Raw genomic sequence first — 19,132 nt, forward strand, 5'->3', positions numbered from 1 at the left:
CCTGGTGAGAGGGCAACACATCAGGAACGGAGGTCACCATGGCTGCGGCGCACAGCTCCGTTCCCGCGTGGATCGACCCCATGCTTGCCAAGCCAGACGGCGGACGCCTCCGCGAGGGCCCGCAGTGGGCCTATGAGTACAAGCTGGACGGCTACCGCGTGGCGATGCGGATCGCTGCGGACGGCACCACGGTGCTGACCAGCCGTAACGGTCTCGACCTCACCGCCGAGTTCGCTGAGCTGACCAGCGGGCTGACCGCGGCGCTGCGAGGGCGCGCCGCGGTCCTCGACGGTGAGGTCGTGGTCTACAACGAGGCCGGGCAGATCGACTTCGGCCTGCTGCAGCAACGACGAGGCCGCTTCCAAAGGCACCGCACCGCCCGGCGCACTGACCCGTTCGACGACGTCCCCGTCCGGTTCCTGGCGTTCGACCTCCTACAGCTCGACCACCAGCTTCTCCTCGACCGGCCGTACAAACAGCGACGGCAACAGCTCACCGAGCTCTCCATGCCTGATCCGTTCCGGATCACCGTGGTGCCGTCGTTCACCACCGAAGATCTGTCCGCCGAGCGCCTGACTCCGCAACGGCTCCTCGAGCGCGTGGCAGCAGAAGGTCACGAAGGCCTTGTCGCCAAGCGGCTCGATTCTCCTTATCTCCCCGGCAAGCGGCCCGACTTCTGGTGCAAGCACCCGCTCGTGCAGACACACGAGGTCATCGTGTGCGGCTGGAGGCCTGGCCAGAGCGGCTTCACCGGCACCGTCGGCGGACTCCTGCTCGGCGCGCACGACCCGGACACCGGCGACCTGGTCTACATCGGCGATGTGGGCACCGGCTTCACCAGGCAGGATCGCGATCAGCTGCGCGACCGGCTGCAACCGCTGGAGCGCCCCGGCCACCCGTTTGCAGCCGCGCCCCCGCGTGAGGATGTCGTGCGTGCTCGATGGGTGGACCCGGTGCTGGTCGGCGAGGTTCGGTTCCGGCAGTTCACCCGCGGCGACGACGGTCGGCTACGGCACACCGCGTGGCGTGGTTTGCGCGCGGACCGCGATCCGTCCGAGGTGATCGCACCGCAGCCAGGCCGCCCCAGCCCGCAGCGTGCCGCCGAGTCGCCCGAGATCGGCAGTCGCGTGACGGTCAACGCGGGCGGCCGCACGCTCACTCTGTCCAACTTGGACAAGACGCTGTATCCGGACGGCACGACCAAGAGCGAGATTATTGCCTACTACAGCAGGATCGCTCCGATCTTGCTGCCGCACTTGCGCGACAGACCGGTCACGTTCGTCAGGTTCCCCAACGGGGTACACGGGCAGAAGTTCTTCCAGAAGAGCACCGACGCGAGCGCGCCGGGCTGGCTTCCGACCGTGTCGTTGCGCAGCGGCGGTTCCCGGCGGGGAGCCGACGCCGACGAGATCGTTCGGTATCCGCTGCTGCACGAACTCGCGGCCCTCGTGTGGGCCGCCAACCTCGCGGCGCTCGAACTTCACGTTCCTCAATGGACAGTTGTGGACGGCACACGAGAACTGCCTAACAGGCTCGTGTTCGACCTCGATCCCGGACCAGGCACCACGATCGTCGATTGCTGCCGGGTGGCCGAGCGGCTGTACGAAGTGCTCGCTGCAGACGGTCTTAGCCCGGTCGCTACGACTTCCGGCTCGAAGGGCCTGCAGGTCTACGCAGGCATCGAGACGACCAACGCACAGGCCCCTTCGGCTTACGCAAAAGCCATCGCGCTGGCCTTCGAGCAGGAGACACCTCAACAGGTGACGGCCACAATGACGAAAGCGCGCCGTGAGGGCAAGGTGTTCATCGACTGGAGTCAGAACAACGCCGCCAAGACCACCATCGCACCCTACTCGCTACGCGGTCGCGACGAGCCGACCGTGGCAACACCGATCACGTGGGACGAGGTCCGCGACTGCCGCAAGCCGGAACAGTTGGTGTTCACCGCGGACGAGGTGCTCGAACGAGCAGACGACATTGGCGATCTCTTCGCATCCGTCGACCAGCACCGAGCACCCCTTCCCGGTTGATAGCGATAAGTCGGGCCGGTGAACGCTGTGGCGATCCGGGTAACCCGCACACAAACCGCTCAGCTGGCCGACGAGCGAGGTCGGCCGAGGCCGGGCAGAAACCGGCCGGCGCGCGAGGCGTAAGCCTTGTATACCTCGCCGTGCGTGCGCAGCAGGTACGGTTCCTCCACCACACGGACCTGGATCTCAATCGCGAGCACGAGCGCAACCAGGGCTCCCAGAGCGATCACGTTGGGCGCCAACAAGGCCAGGCCAACGCCGGTCGTGATCATCGCGGTGAAGACAGGGTTGCGCACGTGCGCGAACAGACCGTGCGTGACCAGCGTGGTTGCTTCCGCCTGATCCACACCGATTCGCCAGGACGTGCCCATCGCCCGCTGAGCCGCCAAGGTGGCCGCGATTCCGCCGACCGCCAGCACCGCGCCGATAGCGTGACCGGCTCCTCCATCGAGAGCATCGACCGGTGTGAGCACGCCGGCCAGCTGCAACGCGGGGGCTGCCAGGCCCAGGACGAGCGCCGCCGCGAACAGCGCACCGCCCCACCATTCGAGCGAGCCCATCGGGCCGCGGACACCAAGGAAGCCTGTGGACCCTGTCGCGCGCCATTGCGCCCAGCTGCGCCAGCCGAACGCCAGCGCCAGGTAGACCACGGACATGCCCAATGCCAAGCCGACCATCCGACACTCCTCACAGAATCTCGCCCGCGCTCTCCGCGAACTCGTGGACGTTGTCCTGGCGGTCGACACCGACTCCGTGGACGACCCGGTGACCACAAGGTGGTTATACGAACGGCGTGCTGATATCAGCCAGTGCCGAGCGGCTGCGCGTTGCGGGCGGTGAGCATCGCCTTGAGTGTCAGCACTTCAGCGTCCTGGCTGGTCGCGATGGAGTTGGCGAGATTTCGCACGACCGGAGTGGCCGCCTTGTCCGCCGCATACCGGGACATCGCGCCGCCACCCTCGTGGTGCCGCGTCATCAGCTGCAGGAACAGCACGTCGAATTCCTTGCCGTTCAACCCGCGCAGGCGAGCGAGTTCCTGCGATGTGGCCATGCCCGGCATGCGGCCACCGTCCACACCGGACGCGGAATGGTGGTGATCACCGTTCATCCACGTCATCAGCTGACCCGCGGGCGCCTGCTCGAGCTCGCCCCACATGTTGAGCCAGCCCTTCATCCTGCCGACCTGCTCAAGTTGAGTCGACCCGATGTCGAACGCGATCTGGCGCACGTCGGTGTCGTTGCTGCGGCTCGGCACGAGGTTGGCCATCTGCACGGCCTGCAGGTGGTGCCACGACATGTCCTGGTTGAACCCGATGTCGACCGCGGTCGGTGCGTTGTCGGGCGAGTTGGAACGCGCGAGAGCGATTCCTCCGGCCGCACCGAGCAACACCAGCGAGATACCGACCGCGATCCCGATCACCCGCCGGGACCAGTTCGGGGTCGTCGCCTGCTCGTCCATCATTTGCCTCCAAGCGGGGGCGGCGTTGAACGGCACGCCCCAAGGTGATCAAGATTTGGAGCTACCCGATCAACGTCGACCAGTAGAACCAGAACGCCTGCAGCACCGCACCGGCGATAAGCAGGTACCAGAGGATGAGGACCACGCTGTGGTAGCCGACCATCGCGGCCGTTGCCCGTCGTGGTGACGGCAGATGCCCTTGCTCGAGGTTGTGCAGCGTCGTGTACCAGAAGATCGGGATCATCGCGGCCCACACGGCCATGCAGTACGGGCACAGCGCCCCGATCACGTACAGGCTTTGAAAGATCAGCCAGTGCACGAACACGACGCCGAACGTGACGCCGGCCTGCAGACCAAGCCAGCACCAGCGCGGCAACGCCGCACCAGTCGCCAGCACCACGCCGATCGTGACGACCGCTGCGAACCCGGCGATGCCGAGCAGCGGGTTCGGGAACCCGAACACCTCGGCCTGCGAAGTCTTCATGATCGAGCCGCAGCTCAGCACCGGGTTGATGCTGCACGTCGGGACGTAGTCGGAGTTTCTGAGCAGCGCGATCTTCTCGACGGTCAGCACGAAGGCCGCGATCAGGCCGATCCCGCCGCCCGCGATGAGCAGCCACGGGAGCAGCCGGGTCACGAATCGCACTTCGGTTGAGGTCACTTGGCCAGTTCCCGGTCGATGGTGGCCTTGAGCGCGCTGTAGCTCGGCGGCCCCTGGAACTTGGTGCCGTTGATGAAGAACGTCGGAGTGCCCTGGACGCCCACGGTCACGCCGTCCTTGCGGTCCCTGAGCACTCGCTCCACAGTGGCCGGATCGTTCACGTCGGCTTCGAACTTGGCCATTTCCAGTCCGAGGTCACGAGCGAACCCGAAGAACGTCTCGCGGTGCGAGACCTGCTGGTCGCCCCAGCTCGCCTGGGTCTCGTACATGCGGTGGTACATCGCTTCGAGCTTGCCCTGCTTGCCCGCGGCCTCAACAACAGTGGCGGCCAGCTCGGCGTTGCGGTGGGCGGGAACCGGGAAGTAGCGCATCACGAACGTCACGCGGTCGCCGTACTCGCCCCGCAGCTTCTCCACGCCGGGGTAAGCCGCACGGCACGCCTCACATTCGAGGTCGAGGAACTCGACGACGGTCACCTTGGCGTTGGGCACGTCGTTGAGCTTGTGACTGTCGGGCCGGACAAGCGCGGCCATCGCCGGCGCCGGGACGGGTCCGACGGCGTTGGTGGACCCTGGCTGCTGCGGTGTCGAGGGCCCGGTGAGCTTGCTGATCAGGATGAAGCCTCCGACCACCACCACGACGACAGCGATGATGATCAACGAAATCCTGGCGTTCTTGGTCATGACGACATACCTCTGCAACGGTGCGAAGAATGTGGACGATCGCGTGCCGCCCAGCCGGAAGCCGAGCAGCGAGAGGTCGTCTACGTCCTCAGCACGCAGAGCTGCGTGAGCCGCACACCCGGACGCCGATCCGGGCCCCGCCAAGGCACAGGCACGGATACGGCGCTCACGAGGAACAGGCCGGGGCTGCGCAGTCCCATGACCACGAGCAGGACGACGAGCAGCACCGCCAGGCAGGCTCCGGACACTCCGCCGAGGTCTTCGAGCAGATCCGATGCGGCGTCGCCGGTGATTGGCAAGTCCGCGAACACCTGCGTCTCGACGTTCGTGCATTGCGAGGACCAGGCAACGTCCCGCTCGCACGGCGTGCCCTGCAGCAACGCGATCCCCACGACCAGCGCGAGCACAGCGAAGACCCGCACGAGACTCACTCGCGCGATCATCCGCATGCTGCCGGCGCCAGGCACGCGCACCAGGCTAGCGGTCACGAACACGCTGCCGTCAGCACGCGTCGCAGCAGCCGGAGTCACCCTGCTTCGGCGTGCTCGCCACCGTGAGGTTCAGCGACTGAGGAGTGGTCGGAGTGACGGCGGTGACCTCGGGCAGCGGAGTGCTCTTGGCGGCACGGATGGCGTTGAGGATGACCAGCACCTCGGCGGACTCGTGCACGAGCACGACAGTGGCCAGCCCCAGCACACCGAAGGCGGCCAACGGGATCAGCACGCCGATGATTGCGAGCGACAGGCCGACGTTCTGCAGCATCACCCGGCGGGCGTGGCGCGCGTGCGCCAGCACCTGGGGCAGGTGACGCAGGTCCTCCCCCATCAGCGCCACGTCGGCGGTCTCGATCGCCACGTCGGTTCCCATGGCGCCCATGGCGATGCCGACGTCGGCGGTGGCCAGCGCGGGGGCGTCGTTGACGCCGTCGCCGACCATGGCGATCTTGCGGCCGTTGCGCAGCTGGCCGACCAGCGTCGCCTTGTCCTCGGGCAGCAGTTCAGCGTGGACGGTGGTGATGCCCGCCTTGCCTGCCAGAGCCGTTGCGGTGGCGGTGTTGTCGCCTGTGAGCATCGCGGTGTCGATGTTCAGGCCGCGCAACCTGCTGATGACCTCAGCAGCTTCGTCACGCAGCTCGTCACGGACCGCGACGGCGCCGAGCAGAGTCCCGTCCCGCTCGAGGAGGACGACGGTGGCGCCTGCCTGCTGGAGCCGGTTGACCTCGCCTCGCAGCGATCCAGGATCAACCCAGCCGGGCTTACCCAGCCGCACCGAGACTCCATCCAACGATCCGATCAGACCGTGACCGGGCACCGCGGTGGCGTCGTCCGCGGCCGGCACGGTATCTGCGGCTTGCAGGATCGCGCGGGCCAGCGGGTGCTCGCTGCGAGCTTCGAGTGCCGCAGCCGCGGCCAGCACTTGCTCGCGAGTGCTCTCACCAGCGGGCAGGACGTCCACGACGCGGGGAGCGTTGCGGGTCAGCGTGCCGGTCTTGTCCAGCGCGACAGTGCCGATGCGGCCGAGTTCCTCCAGCGCGGCGCCGCCCTTGACCAGTGCGCCCTGCCTGCTCGCCGCGCCCACGGCGGCGACGACGGTCAGCGGGATGGAGATCGCCAGCGCGCACGGGGACGCGGCGACGAGCACAACGAGCGCGCGTTCGAGCCACACCATGGGGTCGCCCAGCAGCGCCCCGAACCCGGCGATGAGCACGGCCAGGATCATGATCGCCGGGACGAGCGGGCGGGCGATGCGGTCGGCGAGGCGCTGCCCGGTGCCCTTGCGGTCCTGGGCCTCCTCGACGATGTGCACGATCCGTGCGAGCGAGGAGTCCGAGGCGCGCGCGGTGACCTCGACCTCGATGGCGCCGCCGCCGTTGATCGCGCCCGCGTGCACCGTGTTGCCAGGACCGGCCTCGACCGGAACCGACTCGCCGGTGATCGCCGACAGGTCGAGGTTGGTGTGGCCGGTGCGGATGATTCCGTCGGTCGCGGCGCGTTCACCGGGTCGCAGCACCATGCGGTCGCCGACCACGAGTTCGTCCGGGGCGACCTGGAGCTCGGTCCCGTCCCGCAGTACCGACGCGGTGGGCGGCACCAGGCCCAGCAGTGCTCGCAGGCCCCGGCGGGTGCGGGCGATGGCGTAGTGCTCCAGGCCTTCGGCGATGGAGAACAGCACGCCGAGCATGGCGGCCTCGGTGATCTGTCCTAACGCGACAGCGCCGATCGCGGCGATCGTCATCAGGGTGGCGACCCCGACCCGGCGACGCAGCAGGTTGCGCACGGCCCCCGGCACGAACGAGGCTGCGCCCACCACCGCCGAGGCCAACGTCAGCCCATTGCCCGCCAGCTCCGCTCCCGTGGAACCGAGCCAGAACCCGGCCGCCAGCAGCACTGCGGCGACGGCGGCCAGTTGCAGCTCACGGACCTGCCACCAGCTTCCCGACCCCTGCTCGGGACCGTGGTCGTCGACCTGCGGGTCGCCTTGCGCCGTCGTTGTCCTTGAGCGCGGCTCCTGCGGCCCGCAGCATTCGTCAGCCACGACTCACCCCTCCAGTGTTCTGCTGTCGGTCATACCCGCGGGCACGACCTCGTCCGTGTGCTCTGCCAGAACCGCGGCGACCAGCACCCGGCCGCGGCCGGTCAGCGCGTACATCACGAGCCGGCCGTCGCGACGGGACGACACCAGTCCGGCGATCTTGAGCTGCCGGAGGTGGTGCGAAGTCAGGTTCTGCGCCGCGCCGACGACCCATGAGGCGTCACACACGCACAGCTCCCCGCCGGTCAGCAGCGCCGCCGCGATCCGCAGCCGCGTGGGATCACCCAGCGCCCGCGCCGCTGCCGCCGCCGACTCCACCGCAGACAGCTCAGGCAGACCCGTCCGGATCTCCTCAGCGTGCGGCAAGTCCAGGCACAACAGGTCACAGGTGTCCCGGCGTTCCTCAGTCACACGCACATCCTAACGCTCATTGATACGTTGGAACAGACTTCGGCGGCCTCATATCAACGCCCGTTGCTATCTCCTCACCGAGAACCCGCAGGATGACCAGGCCGACGGCGGCCGACGAGGCATCCCAACGTGCGGGATCGGCCTCGTGGTGCCTAGCTATCGTGATCGCGGCCCGGAGACGTTCGGGCACGGGAAACCTGTCTTTCAAAGGACGAGTGCGTGGCCTGGCACCAGTACGCGTTCGGCTTCGCCGCGGGATTGTTGATCTCCCTGGTGACAGCGCCGGTCGGCGTCTCCGGTGCGGTGTTCCTCTTGCCGATGCAACTCAGCGTGCTCGCGGTTCCCAGCCCGGCCGTCACGCCCACCAACCTGATGTTCAACATCGTGGCCGCGCCCGGCGCTCTGCTCCGGTACCGACGGCACGGTTCCCTGGGCGGGCCGCTGACGCGCCAGCTCATCGCCGGCACTCTGCCGGGCGTCGTCGTAGGCGCCTTGATCAGGGTCTTCGCGGTACCTGGGGCCCGCGAGTTCAGGCTCATCGTCGCCGCGGTTCTGCTGCCTCTCGGCGTATGGCTGTGCTGGCGAACCGTGCGGCCGCGGCATAACGGTCAACGCCGTCAACCGTCGCCCAAGCTCGTCATGACGCTCGGTCTGGTCGCCGGCGCGGTCGGTGGGATCTCCGGGATCGGTGGCGGCTCGATCCTCGGCCCCGTCCTCGTGGGCTTGGGCCTGTCAGTCACCGTTGTCGCACCGGCAGCCCTTGCCTCGACGTTTCTGACCTCGATCGTCGGTGCGGCAACCTATACCGTGCTGTCCTTCACCACCTCAGGGGACATCGCGCCCGAGTGGCTGCTCGGCCTCGCTTGTGGACTGGGTGGCCTGCTCGGCGGCTACCTCGGCGCCCATCTCCAACCGCGCCTGCCCGAAGTCGTGCTGCGGCGCGTCCTCGGCGGACTCGCGATCAGCCTGGCACTCCTCTATCTCGTCCAGGCCTTCCGCTGACCACGTTTGTGCGAGGCCAGCCGGAACATCGCCTGTTGCGGCAGGCATGAGCCCGCCGCAACAGGCCGAGCTCATGCAGCCTTCAGCGCCTGGGCCAGATCGGCGATGAGGCCTTCGGCGTCACCGGCGTTGTCCTCGAGCAAGAGCAGCCACTCGCCTAGGGCGTGACTGAGTTCGGGTCGTTCCTGCAGCCTTGAGGATACGGCGAGCGGTGTAGGCGTCAGCGACGCGAAATCATTCCAATTCCTCTCGAACTAGAATTTCTCGTCGCAGGAGTGGAATTACGCCGAGACCGCCCCATGCATGAATCAAATGCCAGCGATTGATCTCACCTATAACGCTGCCCGAACACCACCACGCGGCCCATTTGGATCAAAAGGCCGGACTCATCCCTTAGTTAGCACGCAACTACCCTCCGACCTGATCCATTAGCCCATTCGAGGCACACGACAACCGTCAGCTAACAGCAGCAAGCACGACGGCGATACCCCGATGCACACTTCACGGCGACGGTGAACTAAATAGACAACCGGTAGCAGCAGGGTATTCAGCCCTGCAGATTTGACATGAGCAAGTCGCGGCGAGCGGTGATCTAGGTGCCGTGATCGCAGCGCCGTTCCTCGCGGAGGGCAGATGCAGCAAAAGCACCATGCGCGCATCTCGGCGGCGAACCAAAAGGTAGCCACTGCCGGCACGACGAAAGGCTCCACATGTTACGCGGAATGCGCCTTCGAAGAACTCGCTCGCCCAGGAGGAAGCAGGCTGCCTTGGTGGCCGCGCTCCTCGTTGCCAGCGGCGCGTCGTTCGCTGCCACACCCGTCGCGACCGCGGCTCCTGGTGACATCATCCGCAGCTTTACCGCAGAGATTCCAGCGTGCTCCGTCGGTGTCGGCATCGCATTCAACGGAACCGAGCTGCTCGTCTCCTGCGCGAACTCCAACATCCTGTCGGGCGTCAACACTACTGACGGACGCCCGACCCGCAGCTACACCGTGACAGGCCTCGGGGGTATCGGCGCAATCGCGTTCGACCGAGCCGGCGACCAGGTGTGGGCCTGCGATGCGGCCAGTGAAGACGTGTACACCGTCGATCTCGCCACCGGCAGTTCGCAGCGTCGCTTCGAATCCGATGGTTGTTTCGACGGTCTGGCGTACGACGCGACGGACGGCACATTGTGGGCAGGTGGTGACGTGTCGTCCACGATCACCCACTTCAGTCAGGCCGGCACGGTACTGGGCACGATCAACGTGGGCGGCAGGCTGAACGGATGCGGGAAGTCGGGGCTTGCGGCAGGACAGTCAGAGCTGTTCGTCGCCAACAACGGCTGCTCCGAGGTCTTCCGGATGAGCAAGGACGGCGCAGACCTCACCAGAATCGGAACCTATCCAGCCCGCATCGAAGATCTCGAATGCGATGACGTCACGTTCCCCGGGACCAGCGTGATCTGGACCAAGGACGCGTACGACGGCGTGCTCAACGCCTTCGACGTGGGCTCCGTGAACTGCGGTATCAACGCATACCGCGACTCCGACGCGGACGGAATCTCCGACGACTGGGAGTCGCATCCGATCGATACAAATGGTGACGGCACTGCCGACCTTGATCTCCCGGCGATGGGGGCGAATCCGCTTCACAAGGACTTCTTCGTCGAAATCGACTGGTTGACCAAGGAGCCGCGTCGTATCGGTCCGATCTCCCTCGGCGGTGGCTACAACCACCAACCGTCCACGACAGCGGTCAACCAGGTGGTCAGCGCATTCAGGAACTGGCCAGTGCCAAACCCTGATGGCCAGCAGGGCATCAACCTGCACATGGACGGCGGACCGGACACGATCATGAATCCGGTGACCAGCGAGAAGTGGTCAAGCCGAAGCCGGGCAAACGGAATCGGCAACGCGACACCACCCTCCGAGTGGACCGACTGGCAGCCCTTGGACGCACTACGAACCCAGAACGTCGACACAGCGCGACGCGGCATCTTCCACTACGTCTTGTACGTCGACGACCTTGGCTGCTCCCCCAGCGGCTGCACGACCGGCATCAGCAGAGGGATCCCAGGCCACGATCTCCTGATCGCACGCGGCAAGATCGACACGGACACACAAGAGGGCGTGACGCTGGCCCACGAACTCGGTCACAACCTCGGCCTCGGACACGGTGGTCGTGAACGGCGTGACGACCCCGGCAGTCGTTACGTGAACGAGAAGGCCAACTACCTCTCGATCATGAACTACTTCTACTCGAACACCGGGCTGCAGACCAACGCAGGTACAGGGGCGATCATCACCTACTCCAGCAGGGAACTCGACCCGCTGCACCGGGACGCCCTCGAGGAGGCGGGCGGTCTCACCCCCGATCCGTTCGGGCATTTCCGGGTCAAGTACCGCTGTCCCAACAACTCCAAGCGTGACGGCGACAGCTGGACCGCCATCGACTGGAACTGCGACGGCACAGTGCAGGACGGGTCCAAGAATCCGAACATCCAGAACCCCGCGGACGTCGCAGAGTGGAAGGCAGATCCTCTGCGTTCGTTGGGATCAGAGGACTTCAATCACCTCTACTTCTGGGGCACCGGCGCCACCTGGGACGCCCGCAATGTCGCCGTCGTGGACTTCAACCAGCCGGGAACCGCGGAACCGACCGTCGAGAAGGCCAAGGCCGACAACGTGTGGTGGCCCGACCTGGCACTCGTCTCCACGACCAATGTGGACCTGATCGCTTATCCGAACACCGGCATCGTGGACATACCTCTGAGCTTCACCAACCAGGGAGGATCTCCCCTGACGGTGCGCCCTCAACTCACAGCCGACCCACGCTTCACGACAGCGGCTTCGGGTGACGTCACGATCGAAAGCGCTGCAAGCAAAGAGGTTCGCCTTCGCTTCGACACCAACGGCGTCAGCGCACCGGGCACCTATGCCGCCACCCTAGAGCTCGGACACAACGACGCCGGAGTGCTCGGCTCGACGCGAGTCGCCGTGAAGATCCCGACGCCTGGCGACATCGGTGCGTCGGGCTGTGCGCAAGCACGGGAAGCGCGCAACGCCGCCGACCTCCGGCCTTACCAGGCGCCGGCATTGGACGCTTACCTGGCGACCTGCCAGCAGGCATCGGTCACGATCGACATCAAGCCAGGTGACAACCAGAACGTGATCAACACCAAGAGCATGGGCAAGGTGCCTGTCGCGATACTTGGAACCGCAGCGTTCAACCCGCTCAAGACGGTGAACCCGAAGTCGCTCACGTTCGGCCTGAACGGGACGGAACGCAGTCTCGCAACGTGCGACACCCGTCGCGGCGAGGACGTCAACCGCGATGGACACCTGGACATGGTCTGCCACTTCGAAACGAGACTCACCGGGTTGGGAACAACATCCACGCAGGCAACGATGCGTGGCCAGCTCACGAACGGCACCCAATTCAGCGCATCCGACAAGGTCCGAGTGATCAAGCCCAACGGGTCGTGCAAGTTCTCGTAGCAAATGAAGAACGGCCGGCTCCGGCCGGTGCAACAGCCGCATAGATCGTCTGGGCCAAGTAGACGGTTCGTCAGCTCGCGACCGCGAGCTGACGAACCGTCCGTGGACGAGTCCCGCCTGCTGCTCGCCGACGCGCAGACGTCGGGAGTCTCGCGACGGTGATCGCGCGGCGCTCGCCGCCACGTTCCTCCCGCTCGAGTTCAAGACGTTGGGCAGGCACTCGCGGCTTCAACGATGTGGTGGGCGGCCTGGTCGATCTGCTCGGTGGTGCTCCAGCGGCCCAGCGACAACCGCAACGCCCCCAAGCCGCGGTCTGCGGGCATGCCCATGGCGGTGAGCACGGGTGAGGGCTGGTGGTTGCCGCTGTGGCAGGCTGAACCGGTGGACGCGGCGATTGCCGTTGTGGCGTCGAGTAGTTCGTGTCCGGCGATGCCGTCGATGCTGATGTTGAGGGTGTTGGGCAGCCGGGCCGTGTCAGGGCCGTTGAGGTGTACTCGGCCGGGCAGTTCGGCGGCAAGGCGATGATGCAGGCGGTCGCGCAGCTCGCGGATGCGGTCATGGCAACCCGAGGCGAGGTCTTTCGCAGCGAGTTCGGCGGCGGTGCCGAGGGCGACGGCGAGGGCGACGTTCTCGGTGCCCGCGCGCAGGCCGTGCTCCTGGCCGCCGCCGTACACCAACGGCTCCAGAGGTACACCGGGCCAGATGCACAGGGCGCCGATTCCCTTGGGTGCGTACATCTTGTGCCCCACCACCGTCACGAGATCAAGCTCGGTCGCGTCGAACTGGATCTTGCCGATCGCCTGGGCGGCATCGGTGTGGAACACCACGCCGTACTCGCGGGCGATGCGGGCCAGTTCGTCGATCGGTTGCAGGGCACCGGTTTCGTTGTTCGCCGCCATGACGGACACGAGGACGGTGCGCGGGTTGATCGCCGCGGCGAGATCGGCAGGGTCGACCAGGCCGTTGCCGTCGACGGGCAGGAACGTCACCTCCGCGTTGTGCCAGCGGCGCAGCGCCTCGCACGCCTGGAGCACGGCGGGATGCTCGGTGGGTTGGGTGATCACGTGCGGCCGGACCACGCCGGAGGCCAGCACGGCGCCACGGATGGCGAGGTTGTCGGCCTCGGAGCCGGATCCGGTGAACACGATCCGCTCAGCTGACGTGCCGAGAAGTGCTGCCACCTGATCACGGGCGTGGTCCAGCGCGATTCGGGACTCGCGGCCGTAGTGGTGTGTGCTGGACGGGTTGCCGAACTCCGCGGTCAGGTACGGCAGCATCGACTCGGCCACCGCGGGATCGATCGGTGTGGTGGCGTTGTAGTCGAGGTAGATCGGTCCGTCGAGGAGTCCACGTGGGACGGTCACGCGCTGACCTTCCTGTTGGAGTGGGTTTCGTACATGCGCACGGCGACCACGATTCCGGACAGCGCTGTGAGTGCGGCGACCACCCACACCGCGGCGCGCAGGCCCCAGAGGTCGGCGACGATGCCGCCGAGCAGAGCGCCCACCGCAAAGCCACCGTCGCGCCAGAGCCGGTAGACACCAACCGCTCGCGCACGCCACGCTGGGTGCGCAACGTCGCCGATCGTCGCCAGCAGGGTCGGGTAGACCATCGCGGTGCCTGCGCCCAGCAGCACGGCCGCCACCAGCCACACCGCGAAGGTGTCGGCGACCGCGACGAGCGCGAGCGCGGCAGCTTGGATGAGCATGCCAGCGGTGATCAGGTGTTTGCGGCCCCACCGGTCTGACAGCGGGCCGGTGACCAGTTGCCCCAGGCCCCACACGGCCGGGTAGACGGCGGCCAGGACACCGATCTTGGCGACCGAGAGGCCGGCGGTGGCGAACAGGATCGGGAACAGGCCCCACGCCAGACCGTCGTTGAGGTTGTTCACCATCCCAGCCTGGCTCGCCGCCGACAACGCGGGCTCCCGCAGGCTCGTGCGGGTGAAGATCTCGCGGTCACTCGGCATGCCCTCAGCGGCAGCGGGGTGCTGTGTCGCTTCAAGCCGAGCATGTTCTCGGGTCTCCCGCACGGCGAACACGGTCAGACCGATCCCAAGGACCACATAGGACAGCCCGAGCAGGAACGGTGCCGGGCGCAGCCCGTAGCGGGCAGCGAGGTAGCCAGTGGCGAGCGCGGTGACCGCGACGGCGATGTAGCCGGCGGCCTCGTTGAGGCCCATCGCAAGGCCGCGGCGCGACGGCCCGGCCAGGTCGATCTTCATGATCACGGTGGTGGACCAGGTCAGGCCCTGGTTGACGCCGAGCAGCACGTTCGCCGCAACCACCCATCCCCACGACGGCGCCCAGATCAGCATCAGCGGCACGGGGATCGCGGCCAGCCAGCCGGCCAGCAGCACCGGGCGGCGGCCGAAGCGGTCGGACCAGGTGCCCGCGAAGTAGTTGGTGGCGGCCTTGGTCAGGCCGAAGGCGACCACGTAGGTGAGCACGAACGTGTAGCCGGTCAGGCCGAACTCGTCCTTGGCCAGCAGTGGCAGCACCGCGCGTTCCTGGCCGAGTACACCGCCGACCAGTGCGTTGACCGCGACGAGCAGGCTGAACTGGGCGAGGTTGGCGCGCAGGCCGAGCTGCAGGCTCACCTGCCGCTCTCCAGGCGTCCGCCGGTCGCGTCGGCCCAATCCTGAGGTCCGCCGGTGAGCACGGCGACGTCGCGGTGTCCCGCCTGTTCGAGGAGGCTGGCCGCGCCCATGGCCCGTTCGCCGTGTCCGCACATCACGATCAGCGGTTCCTGCGGCACCTCGTCAACGCGGTTGGGCAGGTCGCCGAGCTCGACGTGCTGCGCGCCCGGCAGGTGACCGGAGGCGAACTCGGGTTCCTGCCGGATGTCCAGCACCGGTCCGCTCACCTGGTCTGGGCCCACCAATCTGGTTGTGGCGGTGGGAAGTTCCGCGGCAGCCCATGCGTCCATTCCGCCGTTGAGCTCACCTGCCAGGCTGAGGTAGCCGATCTTGGCTGCCTGCCAGGCGATCTCCGCCGGGTCCTGGTCGGCGGCGCGCACCACGACCAGCGGCCGGTCGTGCGGCGCCAGCCAGCCAAGCCACGACGCGAACACCGGCCGCAGCGGAATCGACAGCGCACCAGGCACGTGCACGGCGGCGAACTCGTCGACCGGTCGCACGTCGATCAACCGGGCGCCGTCGGCCAGAAGCCGCTGCACCGAACCAACTTCCAGCGGTGGCAGCTCGGGCGTTCCTGTGAGAACGCCTTTGCGGTTGATCTCACCGAGGCGGCGGAAGTATGGCGGGTAGCTGCCGAGGGAACCGAGTAGCTCCTTCACGAAGGCGTCCTCGTCGGCCGCACGCAGCAACGGGTTCGTCGCCTTCTCCCTGCCGATCGTGCTCGTGCGGTCCGCACCAGGCGGGGCGGAGCAGAAGGATCCGGCGCCGTGAGTGGGCCAGACCGCCACGTCGTCGGGCAGCTCAGCGAGCCTGCGCAACGACGCGTACTGAGCGCGGGCGAGCTCCTCGGTTCGGTCGGGAGCCACGAGGTCCGTCCGTGCGGCAGCACCGACGATCAGCGAGCCACCGGTGAACACCCCGAGCGGACGGTCGCCGTCGAGCAGCAGGAACGACAGGTGCTCGTCGGTATGGCCCGGAGTCCCTAACGCCCGCAGACGTAAGCCGCCAAGGTCGACCTCGTCACCGTCACGCAGCCCGCTATGTGCGAACTCGCGGTGCCCGGCCGCGGAGGCGAGCACGCGGGTGTCCTCGGTCGCGGAGAGCTGGCGGGCGCCGGACAGGAAGTCCGCGTGCAGGTGGGTGTCAGCGGCGAACGCCACGCTCAGCCGACGTCGCTGCGCCGCGCGGCCGATCTCCCTCAGGTCGAGGCTCACGTCGACGACCAGCGCCCGGCCGTCGCCCAGATCGACCAGATACGCGGAGTTCCCCAGCCCCTCGTCGACAAGCGAAAGCACCTCAGCCACGGTCATCGTCTCCTTCCCACATCCAGTGTTCTACACTATTCCAAGGATGATTGGAGAACCATGGGCGACCGGGATGCCAAGAACGCGTTGTTCGACCAGTTCGCTCGGGTCGGCAAAGCCCTCGCGAGCGGCAAACGACTGGAGCTGCTCGACCTGATCGCTCAGGGCGAGCGCACGGTCGACGCGCTCGCGAAGTCGGCGGAGCTGGGACTGACGACCGCGTCGGCGCATCTGCAGACGCTCAAGCAGGCCAATCTCGTGGTCACTCGGCGCGAGGGCACGAAGATCTTCTATCGGCTCGCCGGATACGACGTCGCCGCGCTGTTCGCGCAGCTGCGCACCGTCGCGGACGATCGGCTGCCAGACGTCCGCACCGCGCGTGAGGCCTACCTCGGCGACGACACGGAAGCAGTCAGCCGCGAGGAGCTCCTCGACCGTGTCCGGTCGGGACGCGCGACCGTGATCGACGTGCGCCCGGCCGAGGAGTACGCCGCCGGGCACATCCCCGGCGCTGTGTCCGTCCCGCTGGACGAGCTGGCGGACCGACTGGCCGAGCTCCCGGCCGACCAGGAGGTCGTGGCGTACTGCCGCGGTGCCTACTGCGTGCTCTCCCACGAGGCCGTCCGGCTGCTCACCGCGCAGGGACGAACTGCCCGGCGCCTTGCCGACGGCATGCTCGAGTGGCGTCTCGCCGAACTCCCCGTCGCGGTCTGACGCTCCGAGAAATGGACACTCTGATCACTCGTCACCCCGCCCAGCGACGCATCCTGACGGTGCTCGTCGCAGCCCAGATCCTCAGCGGCGCCGGACTGGCCGCGGGCATCACCGTCGGCGCGCTGCTCGCCCAAGACATGCTCGGAGCCACCAGCGCGGCAGGCTTACCCGCGGCCCTGTTCACCATCGGCTCTGCACTCGCCGCCCTTCTGTTTGCCCGCGTCTCCGGCCTGCACGGCAGACGCGCCGGTCTCGCCGGCGGTTACCTCACCGGCGCAGTGGGCGCGCTCGGAGTCGTCATCGCCGCCGCCACCGACAACGCCGTGCTGTTGTTCGTCGCATTGTTCGTCTACGGCGCAGGCAGCTCGACCAACCTGCAAGCCCGCTACGCCGGCGCTGATCTGGCTGCCCCACAAGGCCGCGGCCGTGCAGTGAGCACGGTGCTCGTCGCCACCACGGCCGGCGCGGTGCTCGGCCCCAACCTCGTGACCCCGACCGGCGAGCTCGCCGCGAGCTGGAACGTCCCAGCGCTGGCGGGGCCGTTCATCCTCGCGGCGTTCGCCTACATCGCGGCCGCCATCGTGCTGTGGGTGATGCTGCGGCCCGACCCGCTCCTCACCGCCCGGTCGCTGCCCGCCGATCCCGTGGCGAGCGGCGACTCCAGCGGCAACACGCGGCTGTTGCTGATCGGCGCGACCACCATGGTGATCATCCAGCCGGTGATGATCGCGATCATGACCATGACCCCGGTCCACATGCGCCACCACGGCCACGACCTCGCCGCCACCGGCTTCGTCATCGCCGTCCACGTGGCCGGGATGTACCTGCCGTCGCCGATCAGCGGGTGGCTCGTGGACCGGATCGGCAGGCTGCCCGTCGTCGCCGCCTCCGGCGTCACCCTACTCGCAGCGGGGCTGGTGGCCGGTTTCGCACCCGCCAACTCCACTGCGCTGCTCGCCCTCGCGCTCGGACTGCTCGGCCTGGGCTGGAACTTCGGACTGGTCAGCGGCAGCGCGCTGGTCACGGACACCGTTCCGCTCGAAACCCGCGCCACCGTGCAGGGCCGGATCGACACGGCCATCGCCGTATCCGGTGCCACCGGTGGCATGGCCTCCGGATTCGTCGTCGCGAGCAGCAGTTTTCCCACTCTTTCGTTCGCGGGAGGCATCATCGCGCTCGTTCTCGTGCCGCTGGTCGCCATCCGCCCGCGCCTCAAAGTCTGACTTTCTGGGATCGATCTGGCCCTGCGTGTCGAGTTCCGGTGGGGTTCGATCGTCTTCTACTCGACGAGACGGCCAACCCCACCGGAGGTGCGTGATGCGACTCGACGTGCTGGACCACGAGCACCGGCTGCGCGTCCGGATGTTCTTCTCCTTCGCGGAGCTGACCTCGCGGGTGCCGATGTCCGACGTGCCGAAGACGCTGCTGTACCGGCCGGAGTTCCTCGGCGCACCGCTGCTCGACCTGTCCGCCGAGATGATGCGCGGCCCGTCGTTCTGGACCGCGGGCGAACGCGAGTACATGGCGATGTTCACCGCCCAGCTGCTGCGCTGCCCGTTCTGCATCGAGAGCCACACTGAGATGACCCGGATCGCCTCGAACGGAGAGATCGACGCAGCCGATCCCGGCTCGGCGCGACCCGAGCTCACCGCGGTCCTGGCCCTGCTGGAGAAGGTCACCACCGCGCCGGATGACGTGAGCACGGCCGATGTCCCGCAGGGTGTTGGGCACGAGGCGGTGCTGGACGCGTTGCACGTCAACCTGATCTGGAACATCGTCAACCGGCTGGCCAACGCGTTCGGCTTCCAGCTCGACTCCGAGGAGCAGCTCCTCAAGGGCACGAAGTCGCTGCACCGCTTCGGCTATCGCTTCCCCGGCTTCTTGACCGGCCCGACGAACGGCGTCAAGACCGGTGATCGGTACGACCGGCTGGCCGGCAACCTGCGCACGACAGTGTTCGACTCCCCCGCCAAGACCGACCCGGCCACACGGCGCGCCGCGGCAAGCGGCGAACCGACCGACGCACCGTGGGCGTCGTATGCCGCCAAGGTCCGCGACTCATCGTTCCGGGTGACCGACACCGACATCGCCGATCTCAAGTCCGCGGGTCTCAGCGAGGACGAGATCTTCGAGATCACCGCCGCCGCGGCTGTCGGCGCCGGTCTGCGCAGCCTCGACGCCGGCCGACGTGCTGTCCCGCAAGGCTGATCGAAGGTACT

General features: G+C 67.5%; 16 protein-coding genes. 6 read left to right on the top strand and 10 right to left on the bottom strand.

Features of this window, described 5'->3' with window-relative positions; translation table 11 throughout:
- Positions 1 to 38: 38 nt before the first annotated feature.
- Positions 39 to 2,030, top strand: a complete 1,992-nt coding sequence (ligD, locus tag AOM45_RS49465) for a DNA ligase D (protein WP_030466858.1) — start codon at positions 39 to 41, stop codon at positions 2,028 to 2,030.
- Positions 2,031 to 2,089: 59 nt separating this feature from the next.
- Here ligD and AOM45_RS13125 read toward each other — a convergent pair whose 3' ends face one another.
- The 7 genes from AOM45_RS13125 to AOM45_RS13155 all read right to left on the bottom strand — a co-directional run bounded on the left by AOM45_RS13125 (position 2,090) and on the right by AOM45_RS13155 (position 7,776).
- Entirely contained in the window at positions 2,090 to 2,707 is a 618-nt protein-coding gene (locus AOM45_RS13125; protein WP_030466857.1) for a methyltransferase family protein, read from the bottom strand.
- Positions 2,708 to 2,832: 125 nt separating this feature from the next.
- Complete coding sequence (locus tag AOM45_RS13130; RefSeq protein ID WP_035909765.1) at positions 2,833 to 3,489, bottom strand: DUF305 domain-containing protein; 657 nt, start codon at positions 3,487 to 3,489, stop codon at positions 2,833 to 2,835.
- 61 nt (positions 3,490 to 3,550) lie between these two features.
- Entirely contained in the window at positions 3,551 to 4,126 is a 576-nt protein-coding gene (locus AOM45_RS13135) for a vitamin K epoxide reductase family protein (RefSeq protein WP_201779947.1), read from the bottom strand.
- Positions 4,127 to 4,146: 20 nt separating this feature from the next.
- Entirely contained in the window at positions 4,147 to 4,833 is a 687-nt protein-coding gene (locus AOM45_RS13140) for a DsbA family protein (protein WP_030466854.1), read from the bottom strand.
- Positions 4,834 to 4,913: 80 nt separating this feature from the next.
- On the bottom strand, positions 4,914 to 5,321 hold the full coding sequence (locus AOM45_RS13145) for a hypothetical protein (protein ID WP_156093733.1): 408 nt from the start codon (positions 5,319 to 5,321) through the stop codon (positions 4,914 to 4,916).
- Positions 5,322 to 5,334: 13 nt separating this feature from the next.
- On the bottom strand, positions 5,335 to 7,368 hold the full coding sequence (locus tag AOM45_RS13150) for a heavy metal translocating P-type ATPase (protein ID WP_030466852.1): 2,034 nt from the start codon (positions 7,366 to 7,368) through the stop codon (positions 5,335 to 5,337).
- A 3-nt stretch (positions 7,369 to 7,371) separates the two neighbouring features.
- Positions 7,372 to 7,776, bottom strand: coding sequence for an ArsR/SmtB family transcription factor (locus AOM45_RS13155; RefSeq protein WP_030466851.1), 405 nt, complete (start codon positions 7,774 to 7,776; stop codon positions 7,372 to 7,374).
- A gap of 219 nt (positions 7,777 to 7,995) precedes the next feature.
- Between AOM45_RS13155 and AOM45_RS13160 the strand changes: the two genes are divergently transcribed.
- Positions 7,996 to 8,778 (top strand): sulfite exporter TauE/SafE family protein, encoded by a 783-nt coding sequence (locus AOM45_RS13160; protein ID WP_030466850.1) that lies wholly within the window; start codon positions 7,996 to 7,998, stop codon positions 8,776 to 8,778.
- A 770-nt stretch (positions 8,779 to 9,548) separates the two neighbouring features.
- Positions 9,549 to 12,257, top strand: coding sequence for a YncE family protein (locus tag AOM45_RS13165; protein WP_030466849.1), 2,709 nt, complete (start codon positions 9,549 to 9,551; stop codon positions 12,255 to 12,257).
- Positions 12,258 to 12,457: 200 nt separating this feature from the next.
- On the opposite strand, the gene AOM45_RS13170 is transcribed toward AOM45_RS13165, so the two are convergent.
- From AOM45_RS13170 to AOM45_RS13180, 3 genes are read right to left on the bottom strand one after another with little or no spacing between them, the layout of a single operon-like run.
- Positions 12,458 to 13,621, bottom strand: a complete 1,164-nt coding sequence (locus AOM45_RS13170) for a cysteine desulfurase family protein (protein WP_030466848.1) — start codon at positions 13,619 to 13,621, stop codon at positions 12,458 to 12,460.
- Positions 13,618 to 14,856, bottom strand: coding sequence for an MFS transporter (locus AOM45_RS13175; protein ID WP_030466847.1), 1,239 nt, complete (start codon positions 14,854 to 14,856; stop codon positions 13,618 to 13,620). Before AOM45_RS13175 ends, AOM45_RS13170 begins: the two co-directional genes overlap by 4 nt.
- Positions 14,853 to 16,205, bottom strand: a complete 1,353-nt coding sequence (locus tag AOM45_RS13180) for an MBL fold metallo-hydrolase (RefSeq protein ID WP_030466846.1) — start codon at positions 16,203 to 16,205, stop codon at positions 14,853 to 14,855. Before AOM45_RS13180 ends, AOM45_RS13175 begins: the two co-directional genes overlap by 4 nt.
- 54 nt (positions 16,206 to 16,259) lie before the next feature.
- On the opposite strand from AOM45_RS13180, the gene AOM45_RS13185 reads away from it, so the two are divergent.
- The 3 genes from AOM45_RS13185 (at position 16,260) to AOM45_RS13195 (ending at position 19,121) form a co-directional block, all read left to right on the top strand.
- The gene (locus tag AOM45_RS13185) at positions 16,260 to 16,913 is read left to right on the top strand and encodes an ArsR/SmtB family transcription factor (RefSeq protein WP_030466845.1); all 654 of its coding nucleotides are present in this window, start codon (positions 16,260 to 16,262) and stop codon (positions 16,911 to 16,913) included.
- An 11-nt stretch (positions 16,914 to 16,924) separates the two neighbouring features.
- On the top strand, positions 16,925 to 18,136 hold the full coding sequence (locus AOM45_RS13190; RefSeq protein WP_156093732.1) for an MFS transporter: 1,212 nt from the start codon (positions 16,925 to 16,927) through the stop codon (positions 18,134 to 18,136).
- 94 nt (positions 18,137 to 18,230) lie between these two features.
- Entirely contained in the window at positions 18,231 to 19,121 is an 891-nt protein-coding gene (locus AOM45_RS13195) for a carboxymuconolactone decarboxylase family protein (RefSeq protein WP_030466843.1), read from the top strand.
- The last annotated feature ends 11 nt before the right edge of the window (positions 19,122 to 19,132 follow it).

Source organism: Lentzea aerocolonigenes (assembly GCF_000974445.1).
Lineage (GTDB): Bacteria > Actinomycetota > Actinomycetes > Mycobacteriales > Pseudonocardiaceae > Lentzea > Lentzea aerocolonigenes.